Source organism: Streptomyces sp. NPDC036984 (assembly GCF_055607665.1).
This window is the reverse complement of record NZ_JBVJRL010000005.1, coordinates 336,166-360,140: the sequence shown is the minus strand read 5'-3', so window position 1 is coordinate 360,140 and position 23,975 is coordinate 336,166. Positions and strand designations below refer to the sequence as shown.

Sequence of the window (23,975 nt, the reverse complement as noted above, 5' to 3'; positions counted from 1 at the left end):
ACGGGCCGGTGTCGTTTTTCTTCTCTCCCCTCGACTCTCCTTCCTTCCGCCTCGCGTGGCTCGCCGGGCTGTCCGAGAAGATGCTCGGTGCCGGGAGCAAGAACGAGCTCCTCGACCTGATCGACGACGCCCTCTCGGTGCCCGAACCGGGCGGCGACCCAGGCGTGCTGGAGGGCCTGGCAACGCTCTACCGCGGCCAGGTCGACCAGGTCGGCAGCGTCTTCGACCAGGTCGACCGGGTGGGCCGCAAGGGTCTTCCGGAGGTGTGGGTCGGCGACACGAGTGTCCTCGCCTCCGACGTGGTGAACGCCGCCGGGCGGTCCGTGACCCAGATGAGCGAGGCCTTCCAGGGTGGCGCGACGGTGCTGCTGACGCTGGCCGACGCGATCGGCGCCGCGCAGCGCAAGGACGAGCAGGGCCGCGGACAGTTGCTGGAGCAGAAGAAGACGCTCGGAGGCAGGGACGGTTTCTTCGACGACCTGCACGAGAACGACGAGGAGGAGTGGGACCGCAAGAACGCCGCGCACTTCGGCTCCTACGCGGTCGACCTGATGCACGCCGCCGTCTCCGACGCGCAGGAGGCCACCCGCGTCGCGGCCCGGGACCTGAACAAGTGGGCCGCCGAGGCACGGGCCGGGAAGATGGACACCAGCGAACTCACCGCCGTCGACAAGCTGATGCTCGCCGACACCGGCGTCGCGGGCGCCGACACCGAGCTGAACGAGATTCTCACGGCCGGCGACCTGACGCGCGCGTCGACGCGTATGGACCTGCTGAGCCTCGACGACGAGATGGCCTTGGAGCGGATGCTGGCGAAGTCGGACAGCCCGCAGGAGCGGGCCTACCTGATGAAGGCCCTGGCCGCCGGCCACAGCGTCGCCGAGATCGGGAAGTTCCAGGACAAGATCCACGGCAAGGACCCCGACTGGCTGCGCCGGCACCTCACTCCGGTGGTCACCGCCGCGGACAGCATGAACGACAAGGGCCAGGCGCCGGACGGCTCGAACAACAACAAGGACTACGTCACGTTCGACGGCCAGCGGTGGATTCAGGGCGGCGACGGCTCCGAGGGTACCTGCGTGGCCTCGTCCACCGTCACGTCCCGAGCCATGGTCGACCCCCTCTACGCGCTCGACCTCACCGGCGGCCCCGACGGGCAGCAGGACGACCCCAACGCCTTCAAGCAGCGCCTGGTGGCCGAACAGCACCGGCTGCACACCGAAGGCGACGGCGGTGAGAACTGGGGTGGCATGGGGCCCGAGGGGCAGGAACGGATCAACGACTCCGCCGTCGGCAGTGCCACCGGCAGTGACTACGAACGCCAGGACCTGAACAGCGCCGCCGACCGCAGGGCGGTCCTCACCGAAGTCGAGAAGTCGGTGGCGCAGGGGCGGCCGGTGCCGGTCGACGTCTCGGGTAAGGAGGGCGCCCATGCGATGACCATCATCGCCCAGGAGGGTGACATGCTTCAGGTGTACAACCCCTGGGGCTCGACCACCTGGGTCAGCGAGGACGACTTCATCAACGGCCACATGGGCAAGGCTTCCACCAGTGATCTCCCCAACGCGTACAGCGTCTATCTTCCGCGGTAGCAGGGGCGGTGCCGCGATCGCGGCAGCCGCGCTCCTCGCTCTCGCCACGGGCTGCGGCTCGGACACCGACGAACCGGCCGGCGGCTCCACGAGCACCGCGAGCCGCCCGACGAGCCACCCGGTGAAGGACACCAGCATCACTGCAGAGCCGGGCGAGCGCTTCACGCTCACCGTCGACCAGAACGCCTCCACCCGCGAGTACTGGTACCTGGTCGACCCCGAGCCCGACAGCTCGGTGCTGGTCAGCCGCGGCCAGGACTACGCGTCGGACACCGGCGACGAGCCGGTGGACGGTGCCGGCGGCCGGCTCACCTTCACCTTCGAGGCCAAGGGCAGGGGGACCACCCGGTTCACGCTGCTGCACTGCACGTTCACCACCTGCCAGGGCAACACCTCCACCCTGCCCCCCGAGACGACCGGACCCTCCGCCACCCCGTCCACGGGGGCGGACACCCCCTCCCAGGCCCCCGAACGCATCACCTACACCGTCACCGTCGACTGAGCCGCAGCGGACCGAGTCAGATGAGACGAGACACCCGAGGCCCCGCCATGAACGACGACGCCCCGTACCCGCCGGACCGGACGGACGACGAGCTGGCCCGGCTCGACATCACCGTCCTGCTGCGTCACGGCCTCGCCGCCGAGCCCGGTCCCCGGCGCACCGCCCTGTTCGGCGACGGCGCCGCGGCCGCGGCCGTCATCCTCGACCGCCTCGGCACCGAGCCGCGCTCGGTCGCCTTCCTCGCCGACACCGTGCGCGCCGGCGGACTCGCCCGTGCCGCGGAGCTGCCCGAGCCCCTGCCCCGCCGGGGGGCGGCCGTCGTCGTACGGGAGTGGCTGCGGGCCGGCACCGAACTCGTGGGCGGGATCGCCGTCGACGACACCGCGGCCACCTGGCTGCGCGCCGTCGCGACCATCATCGAACTGAAGCAGCTGACCCGGGCGCGGGGCCGGAGTACGTGATCTGAGGAGCCGATCCGAGTACGGCGGCGGGTGTGGGGCCACCGGGCGGTTGCCCATCGTGGGCTTCACGGAGAAGACCCGTCCCGCCCCCGAACCCGCCGCCGGCCACGGCGCGTCCCCGCCGAGTGGGTGGGGCCGGCCGCCCTCGCGGTCCTGCTCCTGCTCCTGCTCACCGGCGCCTTCGCGAAGCGGTCTACGACATGTGTGTGTCAGTGACTGGCGCCGCGTCAGAAAGGGCGGCAGCGGGTCAGCGTGAGCCCTGGAGCACCCGGCGACGAGCCCGGCGATCCGCTGGGCGCCGTAGGTTTCGAAGTGGGTGTGGTCGTTGCAGAAGAAGGCGCCCAGGGGCCCGCTGCCTCCGTGGTCGCCGTTGTTCGGGCAGAAGCGCAGGCTGTACACGTGTTTCGGGCAGGTCGAGGAGGAGTCGTTGATGCCGAACTGGATGAACAGGTGGTCGCCCGCCTTCATCCCGGTGCTCACGTTCAGCATCGCCTGCCGGCGTGAGGAGTACGTGTTGGACATGAGGGGGCACTCGCCGTCGGGGCCCTTGGTGCCGCTCACGTTCGGCTCGTACAGCCAGGTCTGGATGCTGCGGCCTCCGACGGCTTGGTTCTTGACGGTCACGTCGCTGTTGAACAGAGCGTCGAACTGACTGCCCCAGCCGACCGGACAACGGCCGGAACTCGGGTTGGCCATGGTGGAGTCGCCATCCACACGGCGACAGGTTGGGCCGCCGCTCGTCCGGCCGGGGCCGCGGCGCGGGAGGCGCCGGCGCAGTGCGCCGCGACACGGCCGGCGGCGGAGGTGGTGTGCACGCCGAGAGCAGACAGGGCGAGCACCAGTAACGTCGTGATCAGGATCCGCGAGTTCTTCATCATGTCTCCGAGGGAGGGGCGCTGACGGACGTCGGTCAGCGCAGGTAAGCGGCCAGGGACAGGCGCTGCTCCCGGATGTCGTGAAGCACCGGTTCGGCCATCGCGGTGGCGCCGTACTGCGAGAAGTGGGTGTTGTCCGTGACCCCGTCGGTGGAGGCGCGCAGGAAGAGCTGTGCGGAGGCGGATGGGCCGAGGGACTCCACCCAGGCACAGTTGTGGGACTGCTCCGGCGGACGCGACCAGACGTTCCAGCAGACCTCGCGAGGTGAACTCGTCGTCTACGGGAACAAGTGCCTCGACGCCGAAAACAGCAGCCCCAAAGTCATCATCCGGGACTGCACAGGCGGCACCAACCAGAAGTGGACCCCAACCTGAGATCCGTCGCATACAGCCTGCGGTGCCTACGGCGGTGTTCGCCCACATCGAGGGCGGCGTGGCCATGTGGTGCTCTCCGGCGTCACCGATCTGACCACCCTGATACGCGACGGCATCCGGCGGCCGAACCATCTCATCGACCTCAACGGGCTCGCCCTCGACGAGATCTCCACCCTCCCAGCACGCGGCGTCGCTCGTGGTCATCGACTACGGGAAGCACGTCCGCGCCGGCCAATTGCAGCGGTACGTGGGTGAAGTGCGGCACCCGATCTTCCAGCGCCTCGGCGAGCCTCACCGGACGGAGAGCCGAGGATACGTCACCCGCTACGAGGCGAGCCGCACACGGATGCCCAGAGTGCTGTCCCCTCCCCGGAGTCGGCTGTGGAGGATCATGAGGCGGCCGAGGATGCCGTACTTGCGCGCGATGAGGGAGCGGTAGCGGGCGCCGGTCGCCTCGTCGACGATCTCGGCGGTGGCCGGGACCTGGTCGCCCGTCGGGTTGCCGCGCAGGTCGCAGGGGCCGACGAGGATGTCGCCGCGGGCCCGGATCCGCTTGACCTTCCAGGAGTCGGCGGGGGTCCGCACGCCCAGCGTGTCACCGTCGCGCACCACCCACACCGGGGTGGCGACCGGGGCGCCGTTCTTGCGGTAGCTGGTGACCAGCATGTACTTGCCGGCGCCGAGCCGCTCCAGCAGCGTGTTGTCCATGATGCGTTTCCGCTCCTTGCTATGGCGTTCGAGGCCGTTGGCCTCTTGGGAGGCGTACTGCGATGTCAGTTCGGCGGCAGCGGTCATGCTCTCGTCCTGAGAGAAGTGCGGAGGCAGCTCGATTTGGTTGAGGGTGGGCGCGTTGCTGGTCTTGTTGAGCAGCTGGGCCCGGTGCTGTGGGTGAACTTGGAGACGACGATGGCCGACCGGCAACACCCACGAAGCCGCGCACGTGGGTGCCTTCTTCCGAGGGCTGCCGGACGGCGGCGCGCGCATGAGGTCGCCAGGTGGAATTGCGTGCCGCCGCCCTGAGGGGATGGTTCAGTTCAGCGGGACGTCGAGGACGGCCTTGCGGTGGCTGAACGTCTCGATGGAGTAGCGGCCGTGGTAGTTGCCCATGCCGCTCTCGCCGACGCCGCCGAAGGGGAGGGTCGGCACGGCGAGGTGGTGCATCGGCAGGCCGAAGTTGAGGCCGCCCGAAGAGGTCTCGGCGGCGAGGCGGCGCTTGGTGGTGTCGTTCTCGGTGAAGGCATACAGGGCGAGCGGCTTGTCGCGCCCGGTGATGAACGCGATCGCCTCGTCCAGGTCGGCCACGGTCAGGATCGGCAGGATGGGGCCGAAGATCTCTTCCTGCATCACGGGATCGTCGGCCCGGACATCGACGAGCACGGTCGGGGCGATGTACTTGTCTGTGCGGTCGGTCTGCCCGCCGGTGACCGTCCGGCCGGAGCCCAGCAGCGCGGACAGCCGGTCGAAGTGCCGCTCGTTGATGATCCGCCCGTAGGCGTCGGAGGTCTGCGGGTCCTCACCGAACAACCCCTTGATCGCGACGGCCAGGGCGGCCTGCAGTTCGGTCGCGGTGTCCGGGTCGGTCAGGACGTAGTCGGGGGCGACGCAGGTCTGTCCGGCATTGGCGAACTTCGTCTGCGCCAGGCGCTGCGCGACCGTGGCGATGTCGGTGTCCTGGTCCACGAACACCGGCGACTTGCCGCCGAGTTCGAGGACGACGGGGGTGAGGTTCTTCGCGGCGGCGGTCATCACGATGCGGCCGACCGTGCCGTTGCCGGTGTAGAAGATGTGGTCGAAGTGCTGCTCCAGCAGCACGCTGGTCTCCGGCGCGCCGCCCTCGACGACCGCGGTCGCGTCGGTGTCGAGATACGCGGGCAGCAGCTCGGCCAGCAGTGCCGAGGTGCGGGCGGCGTAGTTGGCGGGCTTGATGACGACCGCGTTCCCGGCGGCGAGCGCGCCCGCGACGGGCACCAGCAGCAGATTGATCGGGTAGTTCCACGCCGAGATGATCAAGGCGACACCCAGGGGGTCGAACTCGGTGCGGGCGGTGCTGCCGGGTATTCCGGGCACCGTCACCGGGGCGGATTGCGGGGCGGTCCACTCCTCCAAGTGCTCCAGGTAGTCGTCGATCTCGGCGATCGTGAGGTCGATCTCCATGGCGTCGGCCTCGGCGCGGTTCTTGCACAGGTCGGCGTAGAGGGCGTCGGCTATCGCCGCGCGGTTGTCGGTGAGCAGGTCGCGCAGACGGGTCAGCTGTGTCCGGCGCCAGGCCAGGGGCTTGGTACGGCCGGTGCGGAAGGCAGCGCGCAGCCGGTCCACCAGCGCGGTGGCTTCGGCGGCGGTGAAGGTGTCGTCGAGGGTGAAGGCCGACTTGGTGACGGTCACGGTCGTGTCCTGTTCGGTTGGGAGGGAAAGCCGGTCGGCATCCGGCTGCAGGGAAGTCGCGGCCGTGGAGGTGGTGCGCTCAGACCGTGGCGGCCGTGCGTGCGGTCGTGGGTTCGCCGTCGCCCGACGGGGCGGATGTGGCTTGGCTGTCGTCTGACAGGGCGGCCGTGTCGGTGGCGGGCGAGGTGGACCTGCGGCGGATTGCCAGGCCGACCATGGCCACACCAATGACGAGGGCGAACGCCATGCCGGCGAGGGCGAAGCTCAGGGTGTACTGGCTCTCGGCGGGCAGGGCGGGGACCCCGGGGGGCAGGTTGTCGAGCGTCTTGGAGGCGAGCAGCGAGGTGATGACCGCGCTGCCGATCGCGCTGCCGGTGGAGCGGGAGATGGAGTTGATGCCGTTGGCGATGCCGGTCTGGTGGTGGGGAACGCCGGCCACTATCAGGGCGGGCATCGCGGCGTAGCCGAAGCTGATGGCAACGCCGACGACCATGCCGGCCAGGATCACCGACGCGGTGGTGTCGTGGGCGAGGGTCAGCCACGCGAAACCGATGACGCCGAAGGCGGCACCGGCGGCGAGGGTGAGGCGCGCGCCGATGCGGCGTACCAGCATCCCTCCGAACTGGGCGGCCACGAGCGAGACGAGGGCGGAGGGCAGCAGGTAGAGGACGGAGGCACGCAGGACGGAGGCGCCGAAGCCGTAGCCGGCGATCTCAGCGGGTGTCTGGACGAGGTAGGAGACGCCGATGAACTGCGCAAACATGGCGAATCCGACGAGCAGTCCGGCGATGTTGGTGAACAGGACCGGGCGGTGGACGAACATTTTCATGTCAACCAGGGGGTCGCGGACCGTGCGCTCGACGACGACCCAGAGGACCGTGGTGACGGCGGCGCCGACGAAGAGGGCGAGCGTGCGCGGTGAGGTCCAGCCCCAGGTGTGGCCCTGCGAGATGGGCAGCAGGAGCAGGACGAGCAGAAGGGCGAGGCCGGCGGCGCCGAGCCAGTCGGTGCGCCCGCCCGTCCGGGTGCGCGGCGCGGGCACGGCGAGGGCAACGGCGATCAGGGCGATGGTGGCGAGGGCTGCGGCCAGCCAGAAGACCTGGTGGTAGTCGGGGTGCGCACCCTGCGTCAGGAGTCCGGCGCTGACCAGGGCGAGGCCGCTGCCCACCCCGAGCGTGCCGCTGACCAGGGCCATGGCGCCGGGCAGTCGCGGGGGCTCGACCTCTTGGCGCAGCACGGACAGCGCGAGCGGGAAGATCGCGGTGGCGGCGCCCTGCATCACGCGGGCCGCGATGAGCAGCAGCATGGAGCTCGTGGTGGCGGCGAGCACGGATCCGGCGACCATGACCACCAGCACGCCGAGCAGGGTCGGCTTCGTGCCGCGCTGGTCGCCGAGGCGGCCCAGCAGCGGCGTGAAGACCGCGGCCGACAGCAGCGTGGCCGTGGTGACCCAGCTGACCTGGGCCGTGGTGGCGCCGAGATCGTTCTGGATGATGCTGAGGATCGGGATGACCAGGGTCTGCATCATCGACACGACCATGGCGGCGAGGCCCAGCACCAGGACGAGGCTGAGGCTGCCGGTGCGGCGCTCCGGCGCGGTGGCAAGGGAGGACTTCACGGTCTTCTTTCCGGTGGAAGGTTGCGAAAGGTTGGACGCATCGATGGTCAAGGACCCAAACCATTGAGGTACTCGATACTTGAGGACATGAAACAATGGAGAGATGGCGAATGTCAAAGATTGAGGTGCTCAAGCTTTTCGCGGTACGCTCGACATATGCCGTCCATCCCGTCCAAGGCCCTGCTCATGGAGCTGCTCGCCCACTCGGTCAGCACGCACTACGCCGACTTCACGGCCGCCGCCGCCGACACGGGCCTTACCTCCAGTCAGGCAAAGACCCTCGCGGTGCTGCGCCGCGCTCCCGCCTCGATGCGCGCGCTCGCGCACACCCTCGCCTGCGACGCGTCGAACATGACCGGGATCATCGACCGGCTCGAAAGGCGAGATCTGGTCCGGCGCGAGGTCAGCACCACCGACCGCCGCGTGAAGAACGTCGCCCTCACCGAGGTGGGCGAGAAGGCGATCGACACGATCCGAGAACGGATGGAGCAGACGCAGACCGGCCTGGACCAGCTGTCCGACGAGGAGCGCGCCGAACTCTTCCGACTGCTGACGGTCGTCTTCCCGCGTTGATGTGCGCGGTGCTGTTCTGTCGAACAATCGAGCGGTGACTGGCGCGCCGACCGGGGCCACGCAAGTAACCTTCACGCGCAGGCGGTCGGTGGTGAGGGTGGACTCGATGGGGTTGGCCGTCCGCAGCGGGTCAGTGTCCGGCGGGGAGGTTGTATGCGCCGGCAGCTCGGCCTCAAGGCCGATGATCTTCTTCTCCGCGTTGGGAACTGCGCGCTGTAGAGCCAGGCGAACGCCTTGATCGCTTGGCCGCGATGTCGCGGTCCTCGGGTTGTAGATGCCGTGAAGCGCTGCGCTGGGCCAACCGCAGCAGAGCGTTGGACTCCCTTTTCGCAGATGCCTTTCGTACGGGGATGGGCGCGAATGTCCAAGTCAGGTAGGCAGGCGGCTGTTAGCGCGGCCGCGGACGGCGTGGCGTCGCGCCCTCCTCGCCGCCGTTGAACGGCGGCGCCAGGCTGCCCTGGTCCAGGGGCGGCACGACACCACCGGGCGTGGCGACGACGATCTCGTGGCCGGCCGCCGTGAACGCCTGGTACGGGACGACGGCCTCCTCGGCCCAGAAGCCGGTCGGATGCTTGGTTCCGTCGGCCAGCGTCCAGTGGTCGGCTGCGGTCATCACGAAAAGGATCTTCGACATGGAGGGGTCTCCTAGAGCTGAGTTGATCGGGAGGCGCCTCGCGGATGCCGACGTCCCGAGTCTCTGTGCTTGTCAGTCGGTCTCGGCCAAGGCACCGAGAATCAAGTCGCTGGCGGCCTTGGTGGACATCGGGTTCTGGCCCGTGATCAGGCGGCCGTCACGCACGGCGTGCGGCGTCATCGGCACGGTGGAGCGCACATACTTGGCTCCCTTCACGCGCAGTTCGTCCTCCAGGAGGAACGGCACCCTGCTCTTCACGCCGGCCAGTCTTTCCTCGACCGTCGCGAAGCCTGTGACGGTGCGGTTCTGTACGAGCGGGTTCCCGTCGGTGTCACGGAGGTTGACGAGGGCGCAGGTGCCGTGGCAGACCGAGGAGACGATGCCGCCTCCGGCGTAGATGGCGTCGGCTGTTCGCTGCACGTCAGCGCTGTCGGGAAAGTCCCACATGGTTCCGTGACCACCCGTGAAGAAGATCGTGGAGTAGTCGTCCGGATCCGCCTCGGCGACAGGACGGGTGGATTTCGAACCGTCCATGAAGGCCGGGTCGTCGAGATACGTGCGAACCGTTCTGTCGACGAACAACCGGCCGAGGCTTCAAGGGTCGAGAGGCATCTCGCCGCCCGCCGGGCTTACCACATCCACGGTGTGGCCGGTCTTCACTGCCTTGTCGTAGAAATGGACGAGTTCACCCAGCCACAGGCCGGTCCGGTGCTCGCTCGCCCCGTAGGTGCCCTGATTGGTCACCACCGTCAGTATCTTTTTCCGTCTCACTTTTCCCACGGCTTGTTGCCGGTCGCACGCATATTCTGGGCCGGGCATGGCAGAAGGGCGCTGGACGCAACCGGCTTCTGCACGCCCAGGCTGCGATCACAGCCCCTGCCCTGCCCGCCGGGGACCGGTGCCTCAGGCGGCGGCCGTCGCTCGTCTGGATCTGAGCGCAGTGGAAGGTGCCCGGACGATGACGATCGCGAGGAGGAAATCCAGGAGGTCGGAGGCGAGGAAGACTCCCGCTGGGCTGGGAATGCCGTACGGGGAGAAGGAGACCAGCCGACCGACGCCCCCGAGGAAGATCGGAACCGCCAGGAAGTAGACGAGCACGCCTCGCCGACGGATCGTTGCCGCCGCCCAGAAGAACAGGGGAGCCCAGCCGACGTAGACGCCTGTCATGAAGCGTTGCAGGTTGTCCGCGTCCGCCGGGCCTCCATGCGCCAATTGCTGCAGGCCGTCTCCGAGCGCGATGGCGGTGGTCAACAGCAGGCAGACACGGACGATGGTGCCGGCTGCTGCGACAGGAGTGCCGACCGCTACCACGCCTCCTTGTTTGTCTCGGAGTGGACCCGGCCTCGGGCTCAGGCCTGCTCGGTGGGGCGTACGAGCAGTTCGGCGACGGCCACGTGCCGGGGACGGGTGACGATGTAGCCGACGGTGTCGGCGATGTCCTGGCTCTGCAGCCGTTCGACGTCGCCGAGTCCGGCGTTGAGGAGCTGCTGGACGGCGTCGGAGTTATGGCTGCGCAGTTCGGTGTCGACGCTGCCCGGCTCGACGACGGACACACGGACATGCTGCTTTGCCAGTTCCTGGCGCAGCGCCTCGCTGAAGCCGGTGACGCCGAACTTGGTGGCGGTGTACACGGCCATCATGGCGTAGGCGTTGCGGCCGTTCAGCGAGCTGATGTTGACGATGTCGGCGACCCGGCGCGGCCCGTCGGCGGCGGCCTTGACCAGGTGCGGGATGGCCGCGTGGCTGGTGTACATCAGACCCATCAGGTTGATGTCGACCATGCGCTGCCATTCGTTCAGGTCCGCGCCGGGGGTGGGACCGAGCAGCATGAGGCCGGCGTTGTTGACCAGCGTGTCCAGGCGGCCCAGGCCCTCGACGGTCCGCTCGACCGCTTCCGCGGCGGCCTCGGCGGTGGTGATGTCGGCGGGCACGACCAGGGCCTTGCCGCCGGCCTTGGAGATTTCCGCGGCGAGGCCGGTGAGCCGGTCCTCGCGCCGGCCGACCAGGGCCACGGACGCGCCCTCGCTGGCAAGCTCGAGGGCGGTGGCGTGGCCGATACCGCTGGACGCGCCGGTGACCAGGGCGACAGTTCCTTCAAGACGACGAGTCATCGTTCAAACCTTTCGATGCGCGGCCACGTTGCTTGGGCCGTACGGGACAGGGGGTGACGGCCCTGATAGGCCGTATGAGGGCGGGGGCCACTCAGGGCCGCGCCACGGGCACAATGGGGAAGTGAGCACTACTGGGCAGAAGACAACCAACGCCAAGCGTCAGGAGAGCACGGTCGAAGGAGACCTGCCGCCTCGCGAACGCCTGGTCCGGGCCGCATCGCGGCTGTTCTATTACGAGGGCGTCCGCGCGATCGGCGTGGAGCGGTTGATCGCCGAGGCCGGGGTGACCAAGGCGACCTTCTACCGGCACTTCGCCTCCAAGGACGACCTGGTTGTGGCCTACCTGCTGACCAAGGACGCCTACTACAAGCAGGTGGCCGAACCGCTGGCCGCCGCATACCCGCCCGCCGAAGCGATCGACCTGATCTTCGAGGCGATCGCCGAGCACGCCCGCGAGCGTGGCTTCCGCGGATCGCCGTTCCTGAACGCGGCCGCCGAGTACCCGGACGCCGACCACCCGGTCCGCGGCCTGGTGGCGACCCACCGGGACTGGATCCGCAGCCTCTTCCAGGACCTGCTCACCCGGCTCGGCCACGCCGACCCGGTGTCGGCCGCCGGTGCGCTGCTGATGCTGTACGACGGCGCGATGGCCGCCGGCTACCTGGACGACGCGACGGCCGCCCACAAGACCCTGCTGGACGCGGTCCGGCTGATCCGGTCGGGAGGCTGATCCCGTCGGAGCCGCATGAGGCAGCGGCTCTGTGCGGTGCCCCGGCTGGGCCGGGGCGCGGATTGGTTTCACGGAACTTTTGATCTCTCTTCGACGTGCACCGGCGACCTGATGGCAGATCTCGCCCTGGAGGCAGCCCGGCCGGGAAGGCCGATACAGACCCCCTTCCTCACGAGGGAGGAAGACCGGTCGTTCTACTTGTCGACGATAGCCCCCTCGCCGTCCGGGCGCCAACCGATCGGCCCGCTTGTGGGAAGCCTCACCGGTTACTGCTGCCCCGGAGGGCCTTGCTGGCTCGGCGGCCGGGCTCGCCGACTCCTTGATCTCCTGGGGTCGCCTTCGAACCCTGTCGCAGCAACCGAACCCCTCGTGGCAGCGAAGCCAAGACGGGGGTTGAACAGTCCGGAAGCCTCATCGTCGAATTCGGCGCAAGGGAGGAGCCGGAGCCTTGTTGACTTTCCGCCCGCGGGCACAGCCCTCGCCCGTTACGGACTCAAGGTAGCGAGCGGGAGGCGCAAGACCGTGGCCTTGCCGGCGTTCGCCAGTACGGTGCCCTGGCGCATCCGGGACCAGGCCGCTGATGGCCGCCCGGTTGCCGTCGAGGCGCTCGACGCCGTGCAGGAACAGGTTCATGGTGGCGAGGCGCGCCGTCGCGTCCACCAGTTCCGTCCCGCGGATCGCGCCGTGTGACAGTTGTTCCCGCTGGGCGGGCGGGACGCCCGGCGGGAGGTGTCGGGCGATGTACTCGAAGGACCGCACGAGAAATCCCCCGGTGCCTGCGGCCGGGTCCCCGGTCGTGTCCTCGACGGTCGGACGGCAGCACGCGACGATGGCGTCGATCAGCTCCCGGCGGGTGAAGTACTGGCCTGCGGCGGTCCGGTGGTCTTGAGAGCACCGGGCGAGGAACGCGTCGAAGACCGGGGCGCGCCACTCCGGCCGTTCGTCCCACCACGGGAGCCCCTCCCCGACCTGTTGAATCAGGTTCTGGAGGTGCACTGGGCGGCGGAGGCGGTTCTGGGCCTTGTGGAAGATGCGGCCGACTACGCCGCCCCTCCCGACCCAAGCACTTCCTGCATCGACCGGTCTGGCGCCACGGAGTTGGAAGGTCAACAAGGTCAAACAAGTTCGCTCACTCCTGGCGCAAGACGAGTGGACCGTCAGGCGTGTGTCCATGCCTAGCCGTGAACAAGGAAACCAACAGGTGTGAGGGTCCAGGTGAGGCTGCCGCTTTCGTGCGGTTGCCTCAAGTCATAAGAGCGCGAGGAGCGCCAGAACCTGAGGTGCGCTCATTCATTGGGCCAAGTCGCAGGCCGCGCATCCGTCTTGCGGCTTGGTAAAAGATGAATCCTACTCAGCTTCCGAGAGATGTCCGCAGAGTCTCTGCCCGTCCACCTGCTCCTTTCCCGCAAGTTTCAAAAGGTGTCGCACGGCCCTTGACGTTCGACGGACCGAACGGGTCTTATGGGGCTCGTTGTTCGATCCCGTTGATTTCTGGTCGACCTTGCGTCTCTGTGTGTTTCGCTGCGTGATGCCAGCTCGTCCTCAGTCCCAGGAGCTCTTATGCAAGTCCCTCCCTCCGGTCCCTCCCTTGTCGGCCCGAGCCGCCGCACTCTGCTGCGCGGGACAGGCGGCGCCGTAGCGCTCAGCGCGGCCGTGCCCCTGCTGGGTGCCTGCGCCGGCAGCAGCGGTTCCGGTGGTGACCCGAAGACCGTCACCCTGGGCTCCAACGCCTCGGACGCGGTGCCGAAGAAGGCGTTCGCCGACATCTACGCGGCCTTCCAGAAGAAGGACGGCATCAAGGTCGCGGTGAACACCAAGGACCACAACACGTTCCAGGAGCAGATCAACTCGTATCTGCAGGGCACGCCGGACGACGTGTTCACCTGGTTCGCGGGTTACCGCATGCAGTTCTTCGCGGCCAAGGGCCTCGCCTCGCCGATCGACGAGGTGTGGCAGACCATCGGCCAGAACTTCTCCGACGTGATGAAGCAGCTCAGCAAGGGCGAGGACGGCAAGTACTACTTCGTGCCGCTGTACACGTACCCGTGGGCGCTCTTCTACCGCAAGAGCGTCTTCCGGCAGTACGGCTACAAGGTCCCCACCACCTGGGACGAACTCGTCGCACTGTGCAAGCAGATGAAGAAGGACGGCCTGGTCCCCATCGCGTTCGGGGACAAGGACGGCTGGCCCGCGATGGGCACCTTCGACCAGGTCAACTTCCGCCTCAACGGCCACGAGTTCCACAAGTCCCTGATGGCGGGCAGGGAGTCGTGGACCGACGCCAAGGTGAAGACCGTCTTCGACCACTGGGCCGAGCTCCTGCCCTACCACCAGGACGGCGCCGTCGGCCGTACCTGGCAGGACGCCGCGCAGACGCTGGTGTCGAAGAAGGCGGGCATGTACCTGCTGGGCTCCTTCGTCGCGCAGCAGTTCACCAACAAGGCCGACCTGGACGACCTCGACTTCTTCGCCTTCCCGGAGATCAACTCCGCCTACGGCCAGGACACCGTCGAGGCGCCGACCGACGGCTTCATGCTCTCCAAGGCACCGAAAAACCGCGCGGGTGCGGTAAAGCTCCTCGAGTTCCTGGGCACCCCGCAGGCCGAGTCCTTCTATCTCGCATCCGACCCGAGCGTCGTCGCCGCCTCCAGCAACGCTCCCACCTCCTCCTATACGCCGCTGCAGAAGAAGGCGTACGCGATGATCTCGGGCGCCAAGAGCCTCACCCAGTTCATGGACCGCGACAGCCGCCCGGACTTCACCTCCACGGTGGTGCAGCCCGCGCTGCAGAACTTCATCCGCAACCCCAAGGGCGTGGACAGCATCCTGTCCTCCATCGAGCGCCAGAAGAAGACGATCTTCGCTGAGTCATGACCATCACTCCGAACACCGGTAAAAGCACCGGAACCACCAGCACCCCGGGGGCGACGACTACCCCTACGCCCCCGCCCCCGGGGCCTCCGGAAGCAAAGACGAATGACCGGCACAGGCGCGTACGCGTGCCCCAGGGGCACCGGCGGCTGCTCACCCGCCGTGACAGGGTCACCCTGTGGCTCATGGCCGGCGTGCCGACCGTCCTGCATGTCGCCCTCGTCTGGGTGACCGCCCTCGCCTCGATCGCGCTCGCCTTCACCACCTGGGACGGCATCGGCTTCGACTCCATCAAGTGGGTCGGAGTGCAGAACTTCCGTGAACTGTTCACCGACAACCCGCAGTTCTGGCCCGCCGTCGAGCACAACGTCATCTGGCTGGCCGTACTGCTCCTCGTGCCCATGCCGCTGGGGATGTTCCTGGCGGTACAGCTGGACAAGAAGATCCGGTTCAGCCGGGTCTACCAGACGGCCTTCTTCCTGCCCGTCGTGGTGTCCTTCGCGGTCATCGGCTTCGTGTGGCAGCTGGTCTACAACCCGGACACGGGCCTGATCAACAGCCTCATCGGGGCCAACAAGCCGGGCCACTACATCGACTGGATCGGCGACCCGAAGCTCAACCTCTGGGCTGTGCTGGTCGCCGCCTGCTGGCGGCACACCGGCTACCTGATGATCCTCTACCTGGCCGGCCTGAAGGGCGTCGACCCCTCCCTGCGCGAGGCGTCGGCCCTGGACGGCGCGAACGAGTGGCAAACGTTCAAGAACGTCATCTTCCCCACCCTGCGCCCCACCAACAGCATCGTCCTGGTCGTCACCATCATCGAGGCCCTGCGCGCCTTCGACCTGGTCTTCGTCTTCAACAAGGGCGCCCAGGGCACGGAACTGCTCTCGATCCTGGTCACCAACAACATCATCGGCGAGTCCAGCCGCATCGGTTACGGCTCCGCCATCGCCGTCGTCCTGCTGCTGATCTCCCTCGCCGTGATCATCCCCTACCTGATCAGCACCTTGCGGAAGGAACGACGATCGTGAGCGCCTCGGCTGCCGCCCCGCCCCGCACCTACAGGCGGATCCGACTTGCCCGGCTGGTCCTCCACGTGTTCCTCGCCGGTACGGCCCTGGCCTGGCTCGCCCCGCTGCTGTGGGCGATCTTCTCGGCCCTGCGGCCGTACAGCGAGACCAGCACCAAGGGGTATGTGTCCTGGCCGGACAAGCTGAGCCTGGACAACTTCACGAACGCGTTCCAGCAGTCGGACATGATGCACTACTTCGGCACCACACTGCTGATCGCGGTGCCGGCCGTGCTGCTCACGCTGCTCCTGTCGTCGATGGTCGCCTTCTACGTCAGCCGGTTCGACTTCCGCCTCAACCTGGCGCTGCTGCTGGTCTTCACGGCGGGCAACCTGCTCCCGCAGCAGGTCATCATCACCCCGCTGTACCGGCTGTACCTGCTCACGGACCTGCCCGGCGTCACGCAGAGCGGCAAGCTGTACGACTCCGCGCTGGGCCTGGTCCTCATCCATGTGGCGTTCCAGTCCGGGTTCTGCGCGTTCGTGCTGAGCAACTACATGCGCTCGCTGCCGCACGAGCTGACCGAGGCCGCCCTCGTCGACGGCGCGTCAGTGTGGCGGCTGTACTGGCAGATCACGCTGCCGCTGTGCAAACCGGCGATGGCGGCCCTGGCGACCCTGTTGTCCATCTGGATCTACAACGACTTCTTCTGGGCGCTCGTGCTGATCTCGACGGGCGAGAACATGCCGATCACCTCGGCCCTGAACAACCTCTCCGGCCAGTACTTCACCGACCCCAACCTGATCGCCGCCGGCGCACTGCTCACCGCGATCCCCACGCTGATCGTGTACTTCGCGCTCCAACGGCAGTTCGTCAGCGGCCTCACCCTGGGGGCCAACAAGGGCTGACACCCTCTGCCTCCGCAGACCGGGCGCCGCACTTCCCCTCTCCCCCTGACTCACTTCGGAGCCGGCAGTCAATCCGAACCGGCACTTGCGCCTTGAGATCGTCGAGGTCGTCTCATGGAAATCCACGTACGAGAGCCGTCTGCGGCAGGTGGTGATGACGGGATCAAGACCCAACATTGCTGCAGCTGCTGTCGCTGGACGGACGCCCCCACCCCCGTGCGTCACATCGAGCGGTCGAGCGCCTCTGGCTGGACGCTCTATGCCTGCCCCGACTGCATCCATAGCTTCTCTCCAGGCCGTCTCGCCACAGTCGGACGGGAGGAGCCGTCCCTGACTGGGACAGAGCGACCCTGAGGAGCCAGTACGTCGACCTGTACGCGATCCGCATCGACTGAAGGTTCGACGCTCTCCCTGTTCCGAGTGCATACCAGGCGAACATCCCCCACTACCGCAGCGGCCGAGGCGAGGGCCCCGACCGTTGTCGTCCCCTGCTCCGCACCGCACACCGCACCCGCTCTTCTGTTCCCATCGAAGGAGAGGCAATGTCGCCCACCTTTGTCCCTCGACGTCTCCTGCGCTCTGCCGTCGCCGCGCTCGCCAGTGTCGGGGCGCTCCTCGCAGCCGGGGCGCACCAGCCGGCGAGCGCAGCACCCGGCAGCCCCGCGCTCACACCGCCCATGGGCTGGAACACCTGGAACAGCTTCGGCTGCAACATCGATGACAAGCTGGTCCGCGAGTCCGCCAAAAAGATGGTCGACTCGGGCATGAAGGCGGCCGGTTACCAGTACGTGGTGGTCGACGACTGCTGGTTCAACCCCCAGCGCGATGCGGAGGGCAACCTTCAGGGCGCCTCGGGACGGTTCCCCGACATGAAGGCGCTCGGCGACTACATCCACTCCCTGGGCCTGAAGTTCGGCATCTACGAAGCACCCGGCGCCAAGACCTGCGCACAGGAGAACCCGAACCTCCAGTACCGCTACCCCGGATCCACCGGCAGCCTCGGACACGAGGCGCAGGACGCACGCCAGTTCGCCGCGTGGGGTGTGGACTACCTGAAGTACGACTGGTGCAGCGGCGACGGCACCCTCGCCGACCAGGTCGCCGGGTTCACCAAGATGCGCGACGCCCTGCGTGCCACAGGCCGGCCGATCGTCTACAGCATCAACCCGAACAGCTACCACGCCGACAAGACCGGGGCGACCTACAACTGGAGCCAGGTGGCGGACATGTGGCGGACCACCGAGGACATACAGGCCCAATGGTCGAACGTCACCGGCATAGTCGACATCAACGCACCCCTTGCCGCACAGTCCGGGCCCGGGCACTGGAACGACGCCGACATGCTGGAAGTCGGGAATTCCGGCCTGAAGCCGGAGGAGTGGCGGTCGCACTTCGCGCTGTGGGCGTTGATGGGCTCACCGCTCATCGCGGGCAACGACATCCGGTCGATGCCGGCGGATGTGAGCGAGATCCTGCGCAACCCGCGGCTGATCGCGGTGGACCAGGATCCGCTGGGCGCGGGCGGACGCAGGGTGCGTCACGACGTTCAGGAGAACACCGAGGTGTTCGCCAAGCCGCTGTCCGACGGGTCGGTGGCGATCGGCTTGTTCAACCGCAGCGACGCGACCACGACCGTCCGCACAGCCGCATCCCAGGTCGGTCTGAGCGGCAACTCGTTCACGCTGACCGACCTGTGGACCGGCGACACATCGACCACGTCCGGCGACATCAGCGCCGGCGTTCCCGCACACGGAGTCGCCGCGTTCAAGGTGAGTGGCGGCACTCCCGTCACCAGTACCACCTCTTCACTGGTGGGTGCCCGCTCCAACCGTTGCATGGATGTCGAAGGCGGCGCGGCCAAGGCGGGCGCCAAAGTCATCATCTGGGACTGCCACGGCGCTGCCAACCAGTTGTGGACGAGCTGGCCCGACAAGGAACTGCGGGTGTTCGGCGACATGTGCCTGGACGCCTACCGCCAGGGCACCGCTCCCGGAACACGGGTCATCGCATGGAACTGCAACGGACAGACGAACCAGCATTGGACGCTCCAGGACGACGGCACCGTCAAGGGAGCCCAGTCAGGGCTGTGCATCAAGGTCGGCGGCGGCGCCACCGTCAACGACTCCCCGTTGATCCTCGCGAACTGCGACGGTGGCGACGACAACCAGCGTTGGACCCGACGCTGACCCTCCGCGTCCTCGACGAGCTGCGGCTGCAGGCCCTGCCGTACGGGCCTGGGGGTCTTGCACGTCGGCCTGTGCGCCCCTGTCGCGCAGTGACAATGGGCTTCAGCGGTTATGAACTCCGTGCGACACGTTGGGCCCCGCACTCCGTGGAGTGCGGGGCCCAACGCTGCATCTGCGCTCTCAATCAGCGGGTCCGCAGAGGCTCCACGTCACGGTGTCACGGCGTGAGCAGGGAGAGGTTCACGGCGTTGGCCATCGCCTGATAGCCGGCGTCGTTGGGGTGCAGGTGGTCGCCGCTGTCGTAGGCGGGTTTGAGGGCCAGAGGGTTGCCGGGGTCCTTCATTGCCCTGTCGAAGTCGATGACGCCGTCGAAGGCGCCACTCGTGCGGATCCACTGGTTGACGGCTTGGCGGACCTGCTCGCCGTAGGTCGTGTAGTAGCCGGCGTCCTTGAAGGGCAGGATCGTGCCGCCGATGATCTTCACGCCGGCGGCATGGGCTTTGTGGATCACGGCCTGCATGCCGTTCTCGAGGTCCGCGGCGGTCACCGGGCTGGATCCGTTCGGGCCGATGTTGCTGCCGATGTCGTTGATGCCCTCCAGCAGGATCATGTTCTTGACGTCGGGTTGGCCGAGCACGTCGTGGGCGAATCGGTTCTGGAGACTGGGGTTGTTGGCGTTGGCGTCTGTCAGCACGCGGTTGGCGCCGATGCCGGCGTCCACGACGCCGAGGGTGGGGCCGCTGGAGGCGGAGTTCATGCGCTGGGCCAGGTAGTCGGGCCAGCGGTGGTTGGCGCCCCGAGTGGAACCGACGCCGTCGGTGATGGAGTCCCCGACGCACACCAGGGTTCCGGTGGCGGTCGGGGAGACGACGTCCAGGCCGTCGAGGAAGTACCAGGATGTTTTCGTGCTCGGGTAGTTGCCGGTGCCGTCGTCGGTGACGTGGTTGCCGTCGGTGGAGATCCAGGCGGTTTCCTGTGCCTCTGCGTGCCAGGTGGTGCCGGCGGGCGTGCCCGGCAGGTGGAGGCTCACGAGCTGGTCCGTGTTCGCGTCCACGGCCATCGGGATCGGGTCGCTGGCGACGTCCTGCCCGGCGGGGATGGTGACGGAGGCGCTGCCGTCGAAGGTGACGGTCCGGTGGGTGCCGGGGACGACGGTGCCGGGGGTGCTGCCTTGCCGGGCCAGGTCGACGGCGTCGATGGTCAGCGGTTTGGTGCCGTAGAGGTTGCTCAGTCGAACGCGGAGCATGGACCCGGCGACGCTGGTGTGCGCGACCATCCGGATGCTCTGGTTGGTGAAGGAGGGTCCGTTGTACATCAGGCCGGCGGTGTAGGTGCCGACCCGTGTGAGCGGGGTGAGGGTCCAGTGCTGGTTGGGGCCGCCGTTGGACGGCCACTGGATGATCTCGGTGCCTTTGGTGGTGGACGACTTGGCGTTGTCGACGAGCAGGCGGTCGTTGGCGGCGTTGGCAAGGGTGTAGGTGCCGTCGCCGACGGGCTCGATCTTCCATTGCTGGCTGGCGGCGCCATCGCACCTGTTCTGGACGAGCTGGACAGGCGGGGTGGAGTTCTGCGGGTCTGGGGTGTCCAGGCACAGGCCGCTGTGGGCGCTCATGACGGTGTACGCGCTGGAGCTGGTCCGGGTCAGGAGCCACTGCTGGTTGGCCGCGTTGTTCGACGGCCACTGGACGATCGGCTTGCCGGGACTGGTGGCGCCGTACTGGACGTCCATCAGCATGTGGCTCGCGGCGTTCGTCAGGGTGTATACGGTGCCGGAGGCGGGAGCTGCGGAGGCCGCGTGGGCCGTAGCGCCGGTCCCGGTCAGGGCACAGGCCGCAAGGCCCAGGCCGACCGGAGCAGCGAGACGTCTGCATATTCGCATGAGAACCTCTTCCTTGAGTCTTTGCGTGGTGAGGGGCCCGGCGCGGCGCATACGGAGCTCCAGCAGCCCACCTCAGAGCGGCGGCCGTGAGGGCCGTGCGCCACGCAGCAGGTCACGGCAGGTCCGCTTGGCGGCCAGGCCGGCGGCGAACGCGGCGACGCACGCGTCTCCCGCGCCGGTCGGGTTTTCCGGACACCGTCTCGGCCGGGCGTGCACGTGCGCCGCCTCACGTCCGATGAGGAGGCGCACCGCGTCCAGTGGGTGTCCACCGCCCCTGATATTCCGTCGTCGGGGCGCGGTCGACCGCGGCCCGCGGCGGCCCCGCTCAGTGCGGGTCGGTCATCCGACCTTCTCCAGCTTCCACTGCTGGTTGCTGCCTCCGTTCGGGTTCCACTGGATGACCGGGGCCTTTTCGTCCTTTGAGCCGTGGAAGACGTCGATCAGGTGGCCGCTGTTGCGGGATTCGATGGTGAAGGCGCCGTCGGTCGACGGTGTCACCGCCCATTGCTGGTTGGTGCCGTCGTTGCCGTCCCACAGTTGCAGTTGGGTTTCGGGCAACGTGGTCTTCTTCGACACGTCCAGCACCTTGTTACTGCCGACGCCGGTGATGGTGTAGTAACCGTCCTCGTCGGCGGTCAGCGTCCACTTCTGGTTCGACTGGTCCTTGAACGGATACTGGACGATCGGCGTTCCCTTGTCGGTGTCTTCGTGCTGGGCGTCGAGCGCCAGGCCGCTGTTGACGTTGACGATCTTGTAGGTCCCGTTCAGGTTCGTAGTCGTACCCGGGGTGACGGACAGGTTGGAGTACTGGACGCCGTAGTACCCATGTGTGTCGGAGTCCCAGACGGTGCCGAGCCCGATCTGTCCGGCGCCGTAGCCGCTGTCGGTGAGACGGGCGACCTGGGTGGCGTCGATCTTCGCGGTGATGGTGCTGCCCTGGAAGGTGAGGGAGAGCCGGTGCCAGGTGTCGGTGCCCGGCGCCTTCTCAAGCTTGCCGCTGGCGCCCGGGAGTGTGGTGAAGTTCCACGCCTGGTCGCTTTTCTGCAGGGCCCAGTTGCCTGCGGTGTCGAGGGTCAGGTGATAGGCGTTGAGACCGTTGTTGTTCTTCTTCTGCCAGCCGACGCGGCCCAGCAGGTCGGCTCCGGCTCCCGACTTCTCCAGCAACACGTCTGCGGAGACGGTGTAGTTGGACCAGTTGACGTCGCCCATGGTGGTGTACGGCTGGTTCCTGGACTCGTCGGTCCACCGGATCGGCGTTGTGGTGGTCATCTGGCGCAGGCACTGGCCGCTGCGCCCTCCGCCGCAGGGCGCTGCCTCGAAGGCGCCGTTCATGCCGGCGAAGTACCTGGCCTCCGAGCCCGTGTGGTATCCGGAGAAGGTGTCGGAGTAGGGGAGTTTCTGGATGGTGCGCTGCGGGCCCGTGACGGTGCCGGGTGCCTGCCCGGTGGTGGTGGTGACGGTGTACAGGTGCTTGGGCTTCAGGGTGAGCTGGTAGGTGCCGCCGGTCGCCGTCAGGTCGGGCGCGGCCACCATGCGCGGATGGTCGTCGCTCAGGTCGGTTGTCCAGACGTGAAGGGTGCCGCTGGGCAGACCACCGGTGACGGAGAGGGAGACGGTCTGGTCGGCGGTGGCGTCCATGGTCTCTAAGACGGTGCTCCAGGCGGACTTGTCCGGGGCCGCGTAGCTGACGTAGCTGCCCTTGCTCTTGTCGGTGCCGCCGGCGAGATAGCCGCCGGAGTTGTCGAGGTACTTCCAGCCGGGGGAGGCGAACTGGCTGGTCTGAGCCATCGTCCAGGTGCTGCGGCCGACGTTGTAAGCGCCGGACCAGGGCTGATTGGCCTGGATCAAGCCCACGCCGTTGAAGTCGAGGTTGGGGGAGATCGACGCCACGATGGGCCAGTTGATGTAGGCGGTCATCTTGCCGTCCAGGTAACCGCGGTTGATACCGCGGGCCATCGCTACGGCGCCGTAGTCGGCGTCGTCCGAGCCGTTCTCGCTCGCCCACAGCTGTTTCCCGGATGCCTGCGCGGCTCCGTTGCTCCCGTTGTGCGTAGGGGAGCAGTCCTTCTGATCGCTTCGGTAGCCGCAGGGGTAGTGTGTGCCGAGGATGTCCACTGCCTTGGACAGCTCGGAGTTGGACGCGATGTCGTCCGTGTTCTGCCAGTTGTTGTCCGCGCCGACGACCTTCGTGGCGGCATAGCCGTGCTGCACGAGGGCGGCGTGCAGGGCTTCGTACCAGGCGGGGCTCTTCTTGCTGTCGTACCTCTCGTTCCAGCCGCCGAGGTAGTCGATGGTGAAGTTGTGCTTCTTGGCGCAGTCGAGCCAGGTCATGAGGTAGTCCACCGTCGACGGTGAGCTGGTGGACCAGAAGTCGTGGCCGCCGAGGAAGCCCGGGGCGCCCCAGGCGAGGGCGTACAGCTTGATGTTCGGGTTGCGTTGCTTGGCCTGCTGCATCAGCCACCACTCGTAGCCGTTGTTGCAGTTGATGCTGCCCGGCGAGTGTTCGATGCTGGATTCGGCGCCGTCGGTGGTGTTGGTGTCGCCGCCGATCTCCACCTTCAACATGTGCAGGGACGCGCCGTAGCCGGGCTTGAAGAGGTAATCCAGCATCTGGCTGCGCTGCGGCTCGGGGTAGTCGACGAGCAGGCGGGTGTTGCCACCGCCACCGCTGATGGCTCCGACGCCGTCGAACGTGCGACCCTGGGAATTGCCGTCGACGCTGATCGGGGTCCCTGTCGCGGCGTGTGCACGGGTCGGTGCCACGCCGGTGACCAGCGCCAAGCAGAGCCCGACGACGGCGAGAACTGCCGTCCAGCAGCGTCGGCCTCTCATGTCGACCGTAGGCGGGCGGGTATGAGAAAGCATCAGGATCGTCCTTCCTGAGGGCGTTTCGGGCATGCCGAACATCGGGCTGCCGGCGTTTACGGGTTGGGGGGTGGGCGGCTCTCGAGCGGGTAGCACTGGACCGATCCGTGCACGGCAGCGGCGGTCGGCCGGGGGCGCCTCGCGGTTTCGCAGGGCCAGCGAGACTGATCAGCGACGCTGCCGGTGAACTGGCACGCGCTTACCTAGGACCCGTCCCCCGGGGATGCGGATCTGTCCGTGCGCCGAGACATGAAGGGTGCTACCTGCCTGGCTTGCCCGGCTCGATGGCGCCGTACGGATGCTGCGAGTGACCGATGCTCAAGCGACCAAAGCGACACGGAATTTGGGTCGCGCAGCGGTGAAGTTGGCCGTGCGTGTTGTGCAGCGAGCCGATGAGTGCCGA

At 67.7% G+C, this 23,975-nt stretch carries 22 protein-coding genes and 2 pseudogenes; 11 read left to right on the top strand and 13 right to left on the bottom strand.

The features are described 5' to 3' along the window. Positions 1-8: 8 nt before the first annotated feature. The 4 genes from ACZ7DL_RS13445 (at position 9) to ACZ7DL_RS13430 (ending at position 3,207) form a co-directional block, all read left to right on the top strand. Positions 9-1,592 carry a peptidoglycan-binding protein gene (locus ACZ7DL_RS13445; RefSeq protein WP_470774045.1) on the top strand — a complete coding sequence of 528 codons (1,584 nt, stop codon included), beginning with the start codon at positions 9-11 and terminating at the stop codon, positions 1,590-1,592. Between the two features lie 121 nt (positions 1,593-1,713). Then, positions 1,714-2,094: a protease inhibitor I42 family protein gene (locus ACZ7DL_RS13440; protein ID WP_470774044.1), complete on the top strand. Its 381-nt coding sequence runs from the start codon at positions 1,714-1,716 to the stop codon at positions 2,092-2,094. A gap of 47 nt (positions 2,095-2,141) precedes the next feature. Beyond that, positions 2,142-2,555, top strand: coding sequence for a hypothetical protein (locus tag ACZ7DL_RS13435; protein WP_470774043.1), 414 nt, complete (start codon positions 2,142-2,144; stop codon positions 2,553-2,555). 325 nt (positions 2,556-2,880) lie between these two features. After that, positions 2,881-3,207, top strand: coding sequence for a hypothetical protein (locus tag ACZ7DL_RS13430; RefSeq protein ID WP_470774041.1), 327 nt, complete (start codon positions 2,881-2,883; stop codon positions 3,205-3,207). A 258-nt stretch (positions 3,208-3,465) separates the two neighbouring features. Here the strand turns inward: ACZ7DL_RS13430 and ACZ7DL_RS13425 are convergent, their stop codons facing one another. Next, on the bottom strand, positions 3,466-3,633 hold the full coding sequence (locus ACZ7DL_RS13425) for a hypothetical protein (RefSeq protein ID WP_470774092.1): 168 nt from the start codon (positions 3,631-3,633) through the stop codon (positions 3,466-3,468). On the opposite strand from ACZ7DL_RS13425, the pseudogene ACZ7DL_RS13420 reads away from it, so the two are divergent. Further along, positions 3,626-3,796 (top strand): annotated as a pseudogene (locus ACZ7DL_RS13420) (ricin-type beta-trefoil lectin domain protein); the annotation flags it as partial. The gene ACZ7DL_RS13425 and the pseudogene ACZ7DL_RS13420 sit on opposite strands and share 8 nt — an antisense overlap. A gap of 333 nt (positions 3,797-4,129) precedes the next feature. Here ACZ7DL_RS13420 and ACZ7DL_RS13415 read toward each other — a convergent pair. From ACZ7DL_RS13415 to ACZ7DL_RS13405, 3 genes are all read right to left on the bottom strand, one after another. After that, positions 4,130-4,513 carry a PPOX class F420-dependent oxidoreductase gene (locus ACZ7DL_RS13415; RefSeq protein WP_470774091.1) on the bottom strand — a complete coding sequence of 128 codons (384 nt, stop codon included), beginning with the start codon at positions 4,511-4,513 and terminating at the stop codon, positions 4,130-4,132. 321 nt (positions 4,514-4,834) lie between these two features. Next, entirely contained in the window at positions 4,835-6,124 is a 1,290-nt protein-coding gene (locus tag ACZ7DL_RS13410; RefSeq protein ID WP_470774090.1) for an aldehyde dehydrogenase family protein, read from the bottom strand. A gap of 142 nt (positions 6,125-6,266) precedes the next feature. Next, the gene (locus ACZ7DL_RS13405) at positions 6,267-7,805 is read right to left on the bottom strand and encodes an MFS transporter (RefSeq protein ID WP_470774039.1); all 1,539 of its coding nucleotides are present in this window, start codon (positions 7,803-7,805) and stop codon (positions 6,267-6,269) included. A gap of 156 nt (positions 7,806-7,961) precedes the next feature. Between ACZ7DL_RS13405 and ACZ7DL_RS13400 the strand changes: the two genes are divergently transcribed. Then, positions 7,962-8,378, top strand: coding sequence for a MarR family winged helix-turn-helix transcriptional regulator (locus ACZ7DL_RS13400; protein WP_470774037.1), 417 nt, complete (start codon positions 7,962-7,964; stop codon positions 8,376-8,378). 415 nt (positions 8,379-8,793) lie between these two features. Here ACZ7DL_RS13400 and ACZ7DL_RS13395 read toward each other — a convergent pair. The 5 genes and pseudogenes from ACZ7DL_RS13395 to ACZ7DL_RS13375 all read right to left on the bottom strand — a co-directional run. Further along, positions 8,794-9,012, bottom strand: a pseudogene (locus ACZ7DL_RS13395) (type 1 glutamine amidotransferase domain-containing protein); the annotation flags it as partial. Between the two features lie 72 nt (positions 9,013-9,084). After that, positions 9,085-9,594: a type 1 glutamine amidotransferase domain-containing protein gene (locus ACZ7DL_RS13390; RefSeq protein WP_470774035.1), complete on the bottom strand. Its 510-nt coding sequence runs from the start codon at positions 9,592-9,594 to the stop codon at positions 9,085-9,087. A 12-nt stretch (positions 9,595-9,606) separates the two neighbouring features. Beyond that, entirely contained in the window at positions 9,607-9,756 is a 150-nt protein-coding gene (locus ACZ7DL_RS13385) for a hypothetical protein (RefSeq protein ID WP_470774033.1), read from the bottom strand. 159 nt (positions 9,757-9,915) lie between these two features. Next, complete coding sequence (locus ACZ7DL_RS13380) at positions 9,916-10,323, bottom strand: DUF4345 family protein (RefSeq protein WP_470774031.1); 408 nt, start codon at positions 10,321-10,323, stop codon at positions 9,916-9,918. A gap of 38 nt (positions 10,324-10,361) precedes the next feature. Beyond that, on the bottom strand, positions 10,362-11,123 hold the full coding sequence (locus ACZ7DL_RS13375) for an SDR family NAD(P)-dependent oxidoreductase (protein ID WP_470774029.1): 762 nt from the start codon (positions 11,121-11,123) through the stop codon (positions 10,362-10,364). 121 nt (positions 11,124-11,244) lie between these two features. Between ACZ7DL_RS13375 and ACZ7DL_RS13370 the strand changes: the two genes are divergently transcribed. Continuing rightward, positions 11,245-11,853: a TetR/AcrR family transcriptional regulator gene (locus ACZ7DL_RS13370; protein ID WP_470774027.1), complete on the top strand. Its 609-nt coding sequence runs from the start codon at positions 11,245-11,247 to the stop codon at positions 11,851-11,853. 411 nt (positions 11,854-12,264) lie between these two features. Here the strand turns inward: ACZ7DL_RS13370 and ACZ7DL_RS13365 are convergent, their stop codons facing one another. Beyond that, positions 12,265-12,849, bottom strand: a complete 585-nt coding sequence (locus tag ACZ7DL_RS13365) for an HsdM family class I SAM-dependent methyltransferase (protein WP_470774025.1) — start codon at positions 12,847-12,849, stop codon at positions 12,265-12,267. Positions 12,850-13,413: 564 nt separating this feature from the next. On the opposite strand from ACZ7DL_RS13365, the gene ACZ7DL_RS13360 reads away from it, so the two are divergent. The 4 genes from ACZ7DL_RS13360 (at position 13,414) to ACZ7DL_RS13345 (ending at position 18,828) form a co-directional block, all read left to right on the top strand. Then, entirely contained in the window at positions 13,414-14,727 is a 1,314-nt protein-coding gene (locus ACZ7DL_RS13360) for an ABC transporter substrate-binding protein (RefSeq protein ID WP_470774024.1), read from the top strand. Continuing rightward, positions 14,724-15,755, top strand: coding sequence for a carbohydrate ABC transporter permease (locus ACZ7DL_RS13355; RefSeq protein ID WP_470774022.1), 1,032 nt, complete (start codon positions 14,724-14,726; stop codon positions 15,753-15,755). The genes ACZ7DL_RS13360 and ACZ7DL_RS13355 overlap by 4 nt, the downstream gene beginning before the upstream one ends. Further along, positions 15,752-16,642, top strand: coding sequence for a carbohydrate ABC transporter permease (locus tag ACZ7DL_RS13350; RefSeq protein WP_470774020.1), 891 nt, complete (start codon positions 15,752-15,754; stop codon positions 16,640-16,642). Before ACZ7DL_RS13355 ends, ACZ7DL_RS13350 begins: the two co-directional genes overlap by 4 nt. Positions 16,643-17,184: 542 nt before the next feature. Further along, entirely contained in the window at positions 17,185-18,828 is a 1,644-nt protein-coding gene (locus tag ACZ7DL_RS13345; RefSeq protein ID WP_470774018.1) for a glycoside hydrolase family 27 protein, read from the top strand. A 217-nt stretch (positions 18,829-19,045) separates the two neighbouring features. Here the strand turns inward: ACZ7DL_RS13345 and ACZ7DL_RS13340 are convergent, their stop codons facing one another. The 3 genes from ACZ7DL_RS13340 to ACZ7DL_RS13330 all read right to left on the bottom strand — a co-directional run bounded on the left by ACZ7DL_RS13340 (position 19,046) and on the right by ACZ7DL_RS13330 (position 23,539). Further along, the gene (locus ACZ7DL_RS13340; protein WP_470774015.1) at positions 19,046-20,707 is read right to left on the bottom strand and encodes an RICIN domain-containing protein; all 1,662 of its coding nucleotides are present in this window, start codon (positions 20,705-20,707) and stop codon (positions 19,046-19,048) included. A gap of 72 nt (positions 20,708-20,779) precedes the next feature. Next, the gene (locus ACZ7DL_RS13335) at positions 20,780-20,923 is read right to left on the bottom strand and encodes a hypothetical protein (RefSeq protein ID WP_470774089.1); all 144 of its coding nucleotides are present in this window, start codon (positions 20,921-20,923) and stop codon (positions 20,780-20,782) included. A gap of 123 nt (positions 20,924-21,046) precedes the next feature. After that, positions 21,047-23,539 carry an RICIN domain-containing protein gene (locus ACZ7DL_RS13330; protein WP_470774014.1) on the bottom strand — a complete coding sequence of 831 codons (2,493 nt, stop codon included), beginning with the start codon at positions 23,537-23,539 and terminating at the stop codon, positions 21,047-21,049. Positions 23,540-23,975: the final 436 nt, after the last annotated feature.

Excerpts from the sequence above, each read along its gene's own strand:
- ACZ7DL_RS13330 (WP_470774014.1), bottom strand. The coding sequence starts at position 23,539 with ATGAGAGGCCGACGCTGCTGGACGGCAGTTCTCGCCGTCGTCGGGCTC.
- ACZ7DL_RS13415 (WP_470774091.1), bottom strand. The coding sequence starts at position 4,513 with ATGGACAACACGCTGCTGGAGCGGCTCGGCGCCGGCAAGTACATGCTG.
- ACZ7DL_RS13375 (WP_470774029.1), bottom strand. The coding sequence starts at position 11,123 with ATGACTCGTCGTCTTGAAGGAACTGTCGCCCTGGTCACCGGCGCGTCC.
- ACZ7DL_RS13345 (WP_470774018.1), top strand. The coding sequence starts at position 17,185 with ATGTCGCCCACCTTTGTCCCTCGACGTCTCCTGCGCTCTGCCGTCGCC.
- ACZ7DL_RS13400 (WP_470774037.1), top strand. The coding sequence starts at position 7,962 with ATGCCGTCCATCCCGTCCAAGGCCCTGCTCATGGAGCTGCTCGCCCAC.
- ACZ7DL_RS13340 (WP_470774015.1), bottom strand. The coding sequence starts at position 20,707 with ATGCGAATATGCAGACGTCTCGCTGCTCCGGTCGGCCTGGGCCTTGCG.
- ACZ7DL_RS13360 (WP_470774024.1), top strand. The coding sequence starts at position 13,414 with ATGCAAGTCCCTCCCTCCGGTCCCTCCCTTGTCGGCCCGAGCCGCCGC.
- ACZ7DL_RS13435 (WP_470774043.1), top strand. The coding sequence starts at position 2,142 with ATGAACGACGACGCCCCGTACCCGCCGGACCGGACGGACGACGAGCTG.
- ACZ7DL_RS13355 (WP_470774022.1), top strand. The coding sequence starts at position 14,724 with ATGACCATCACTCCGAACACCGGTAAAAGCACCGGAACCACCAGCACC.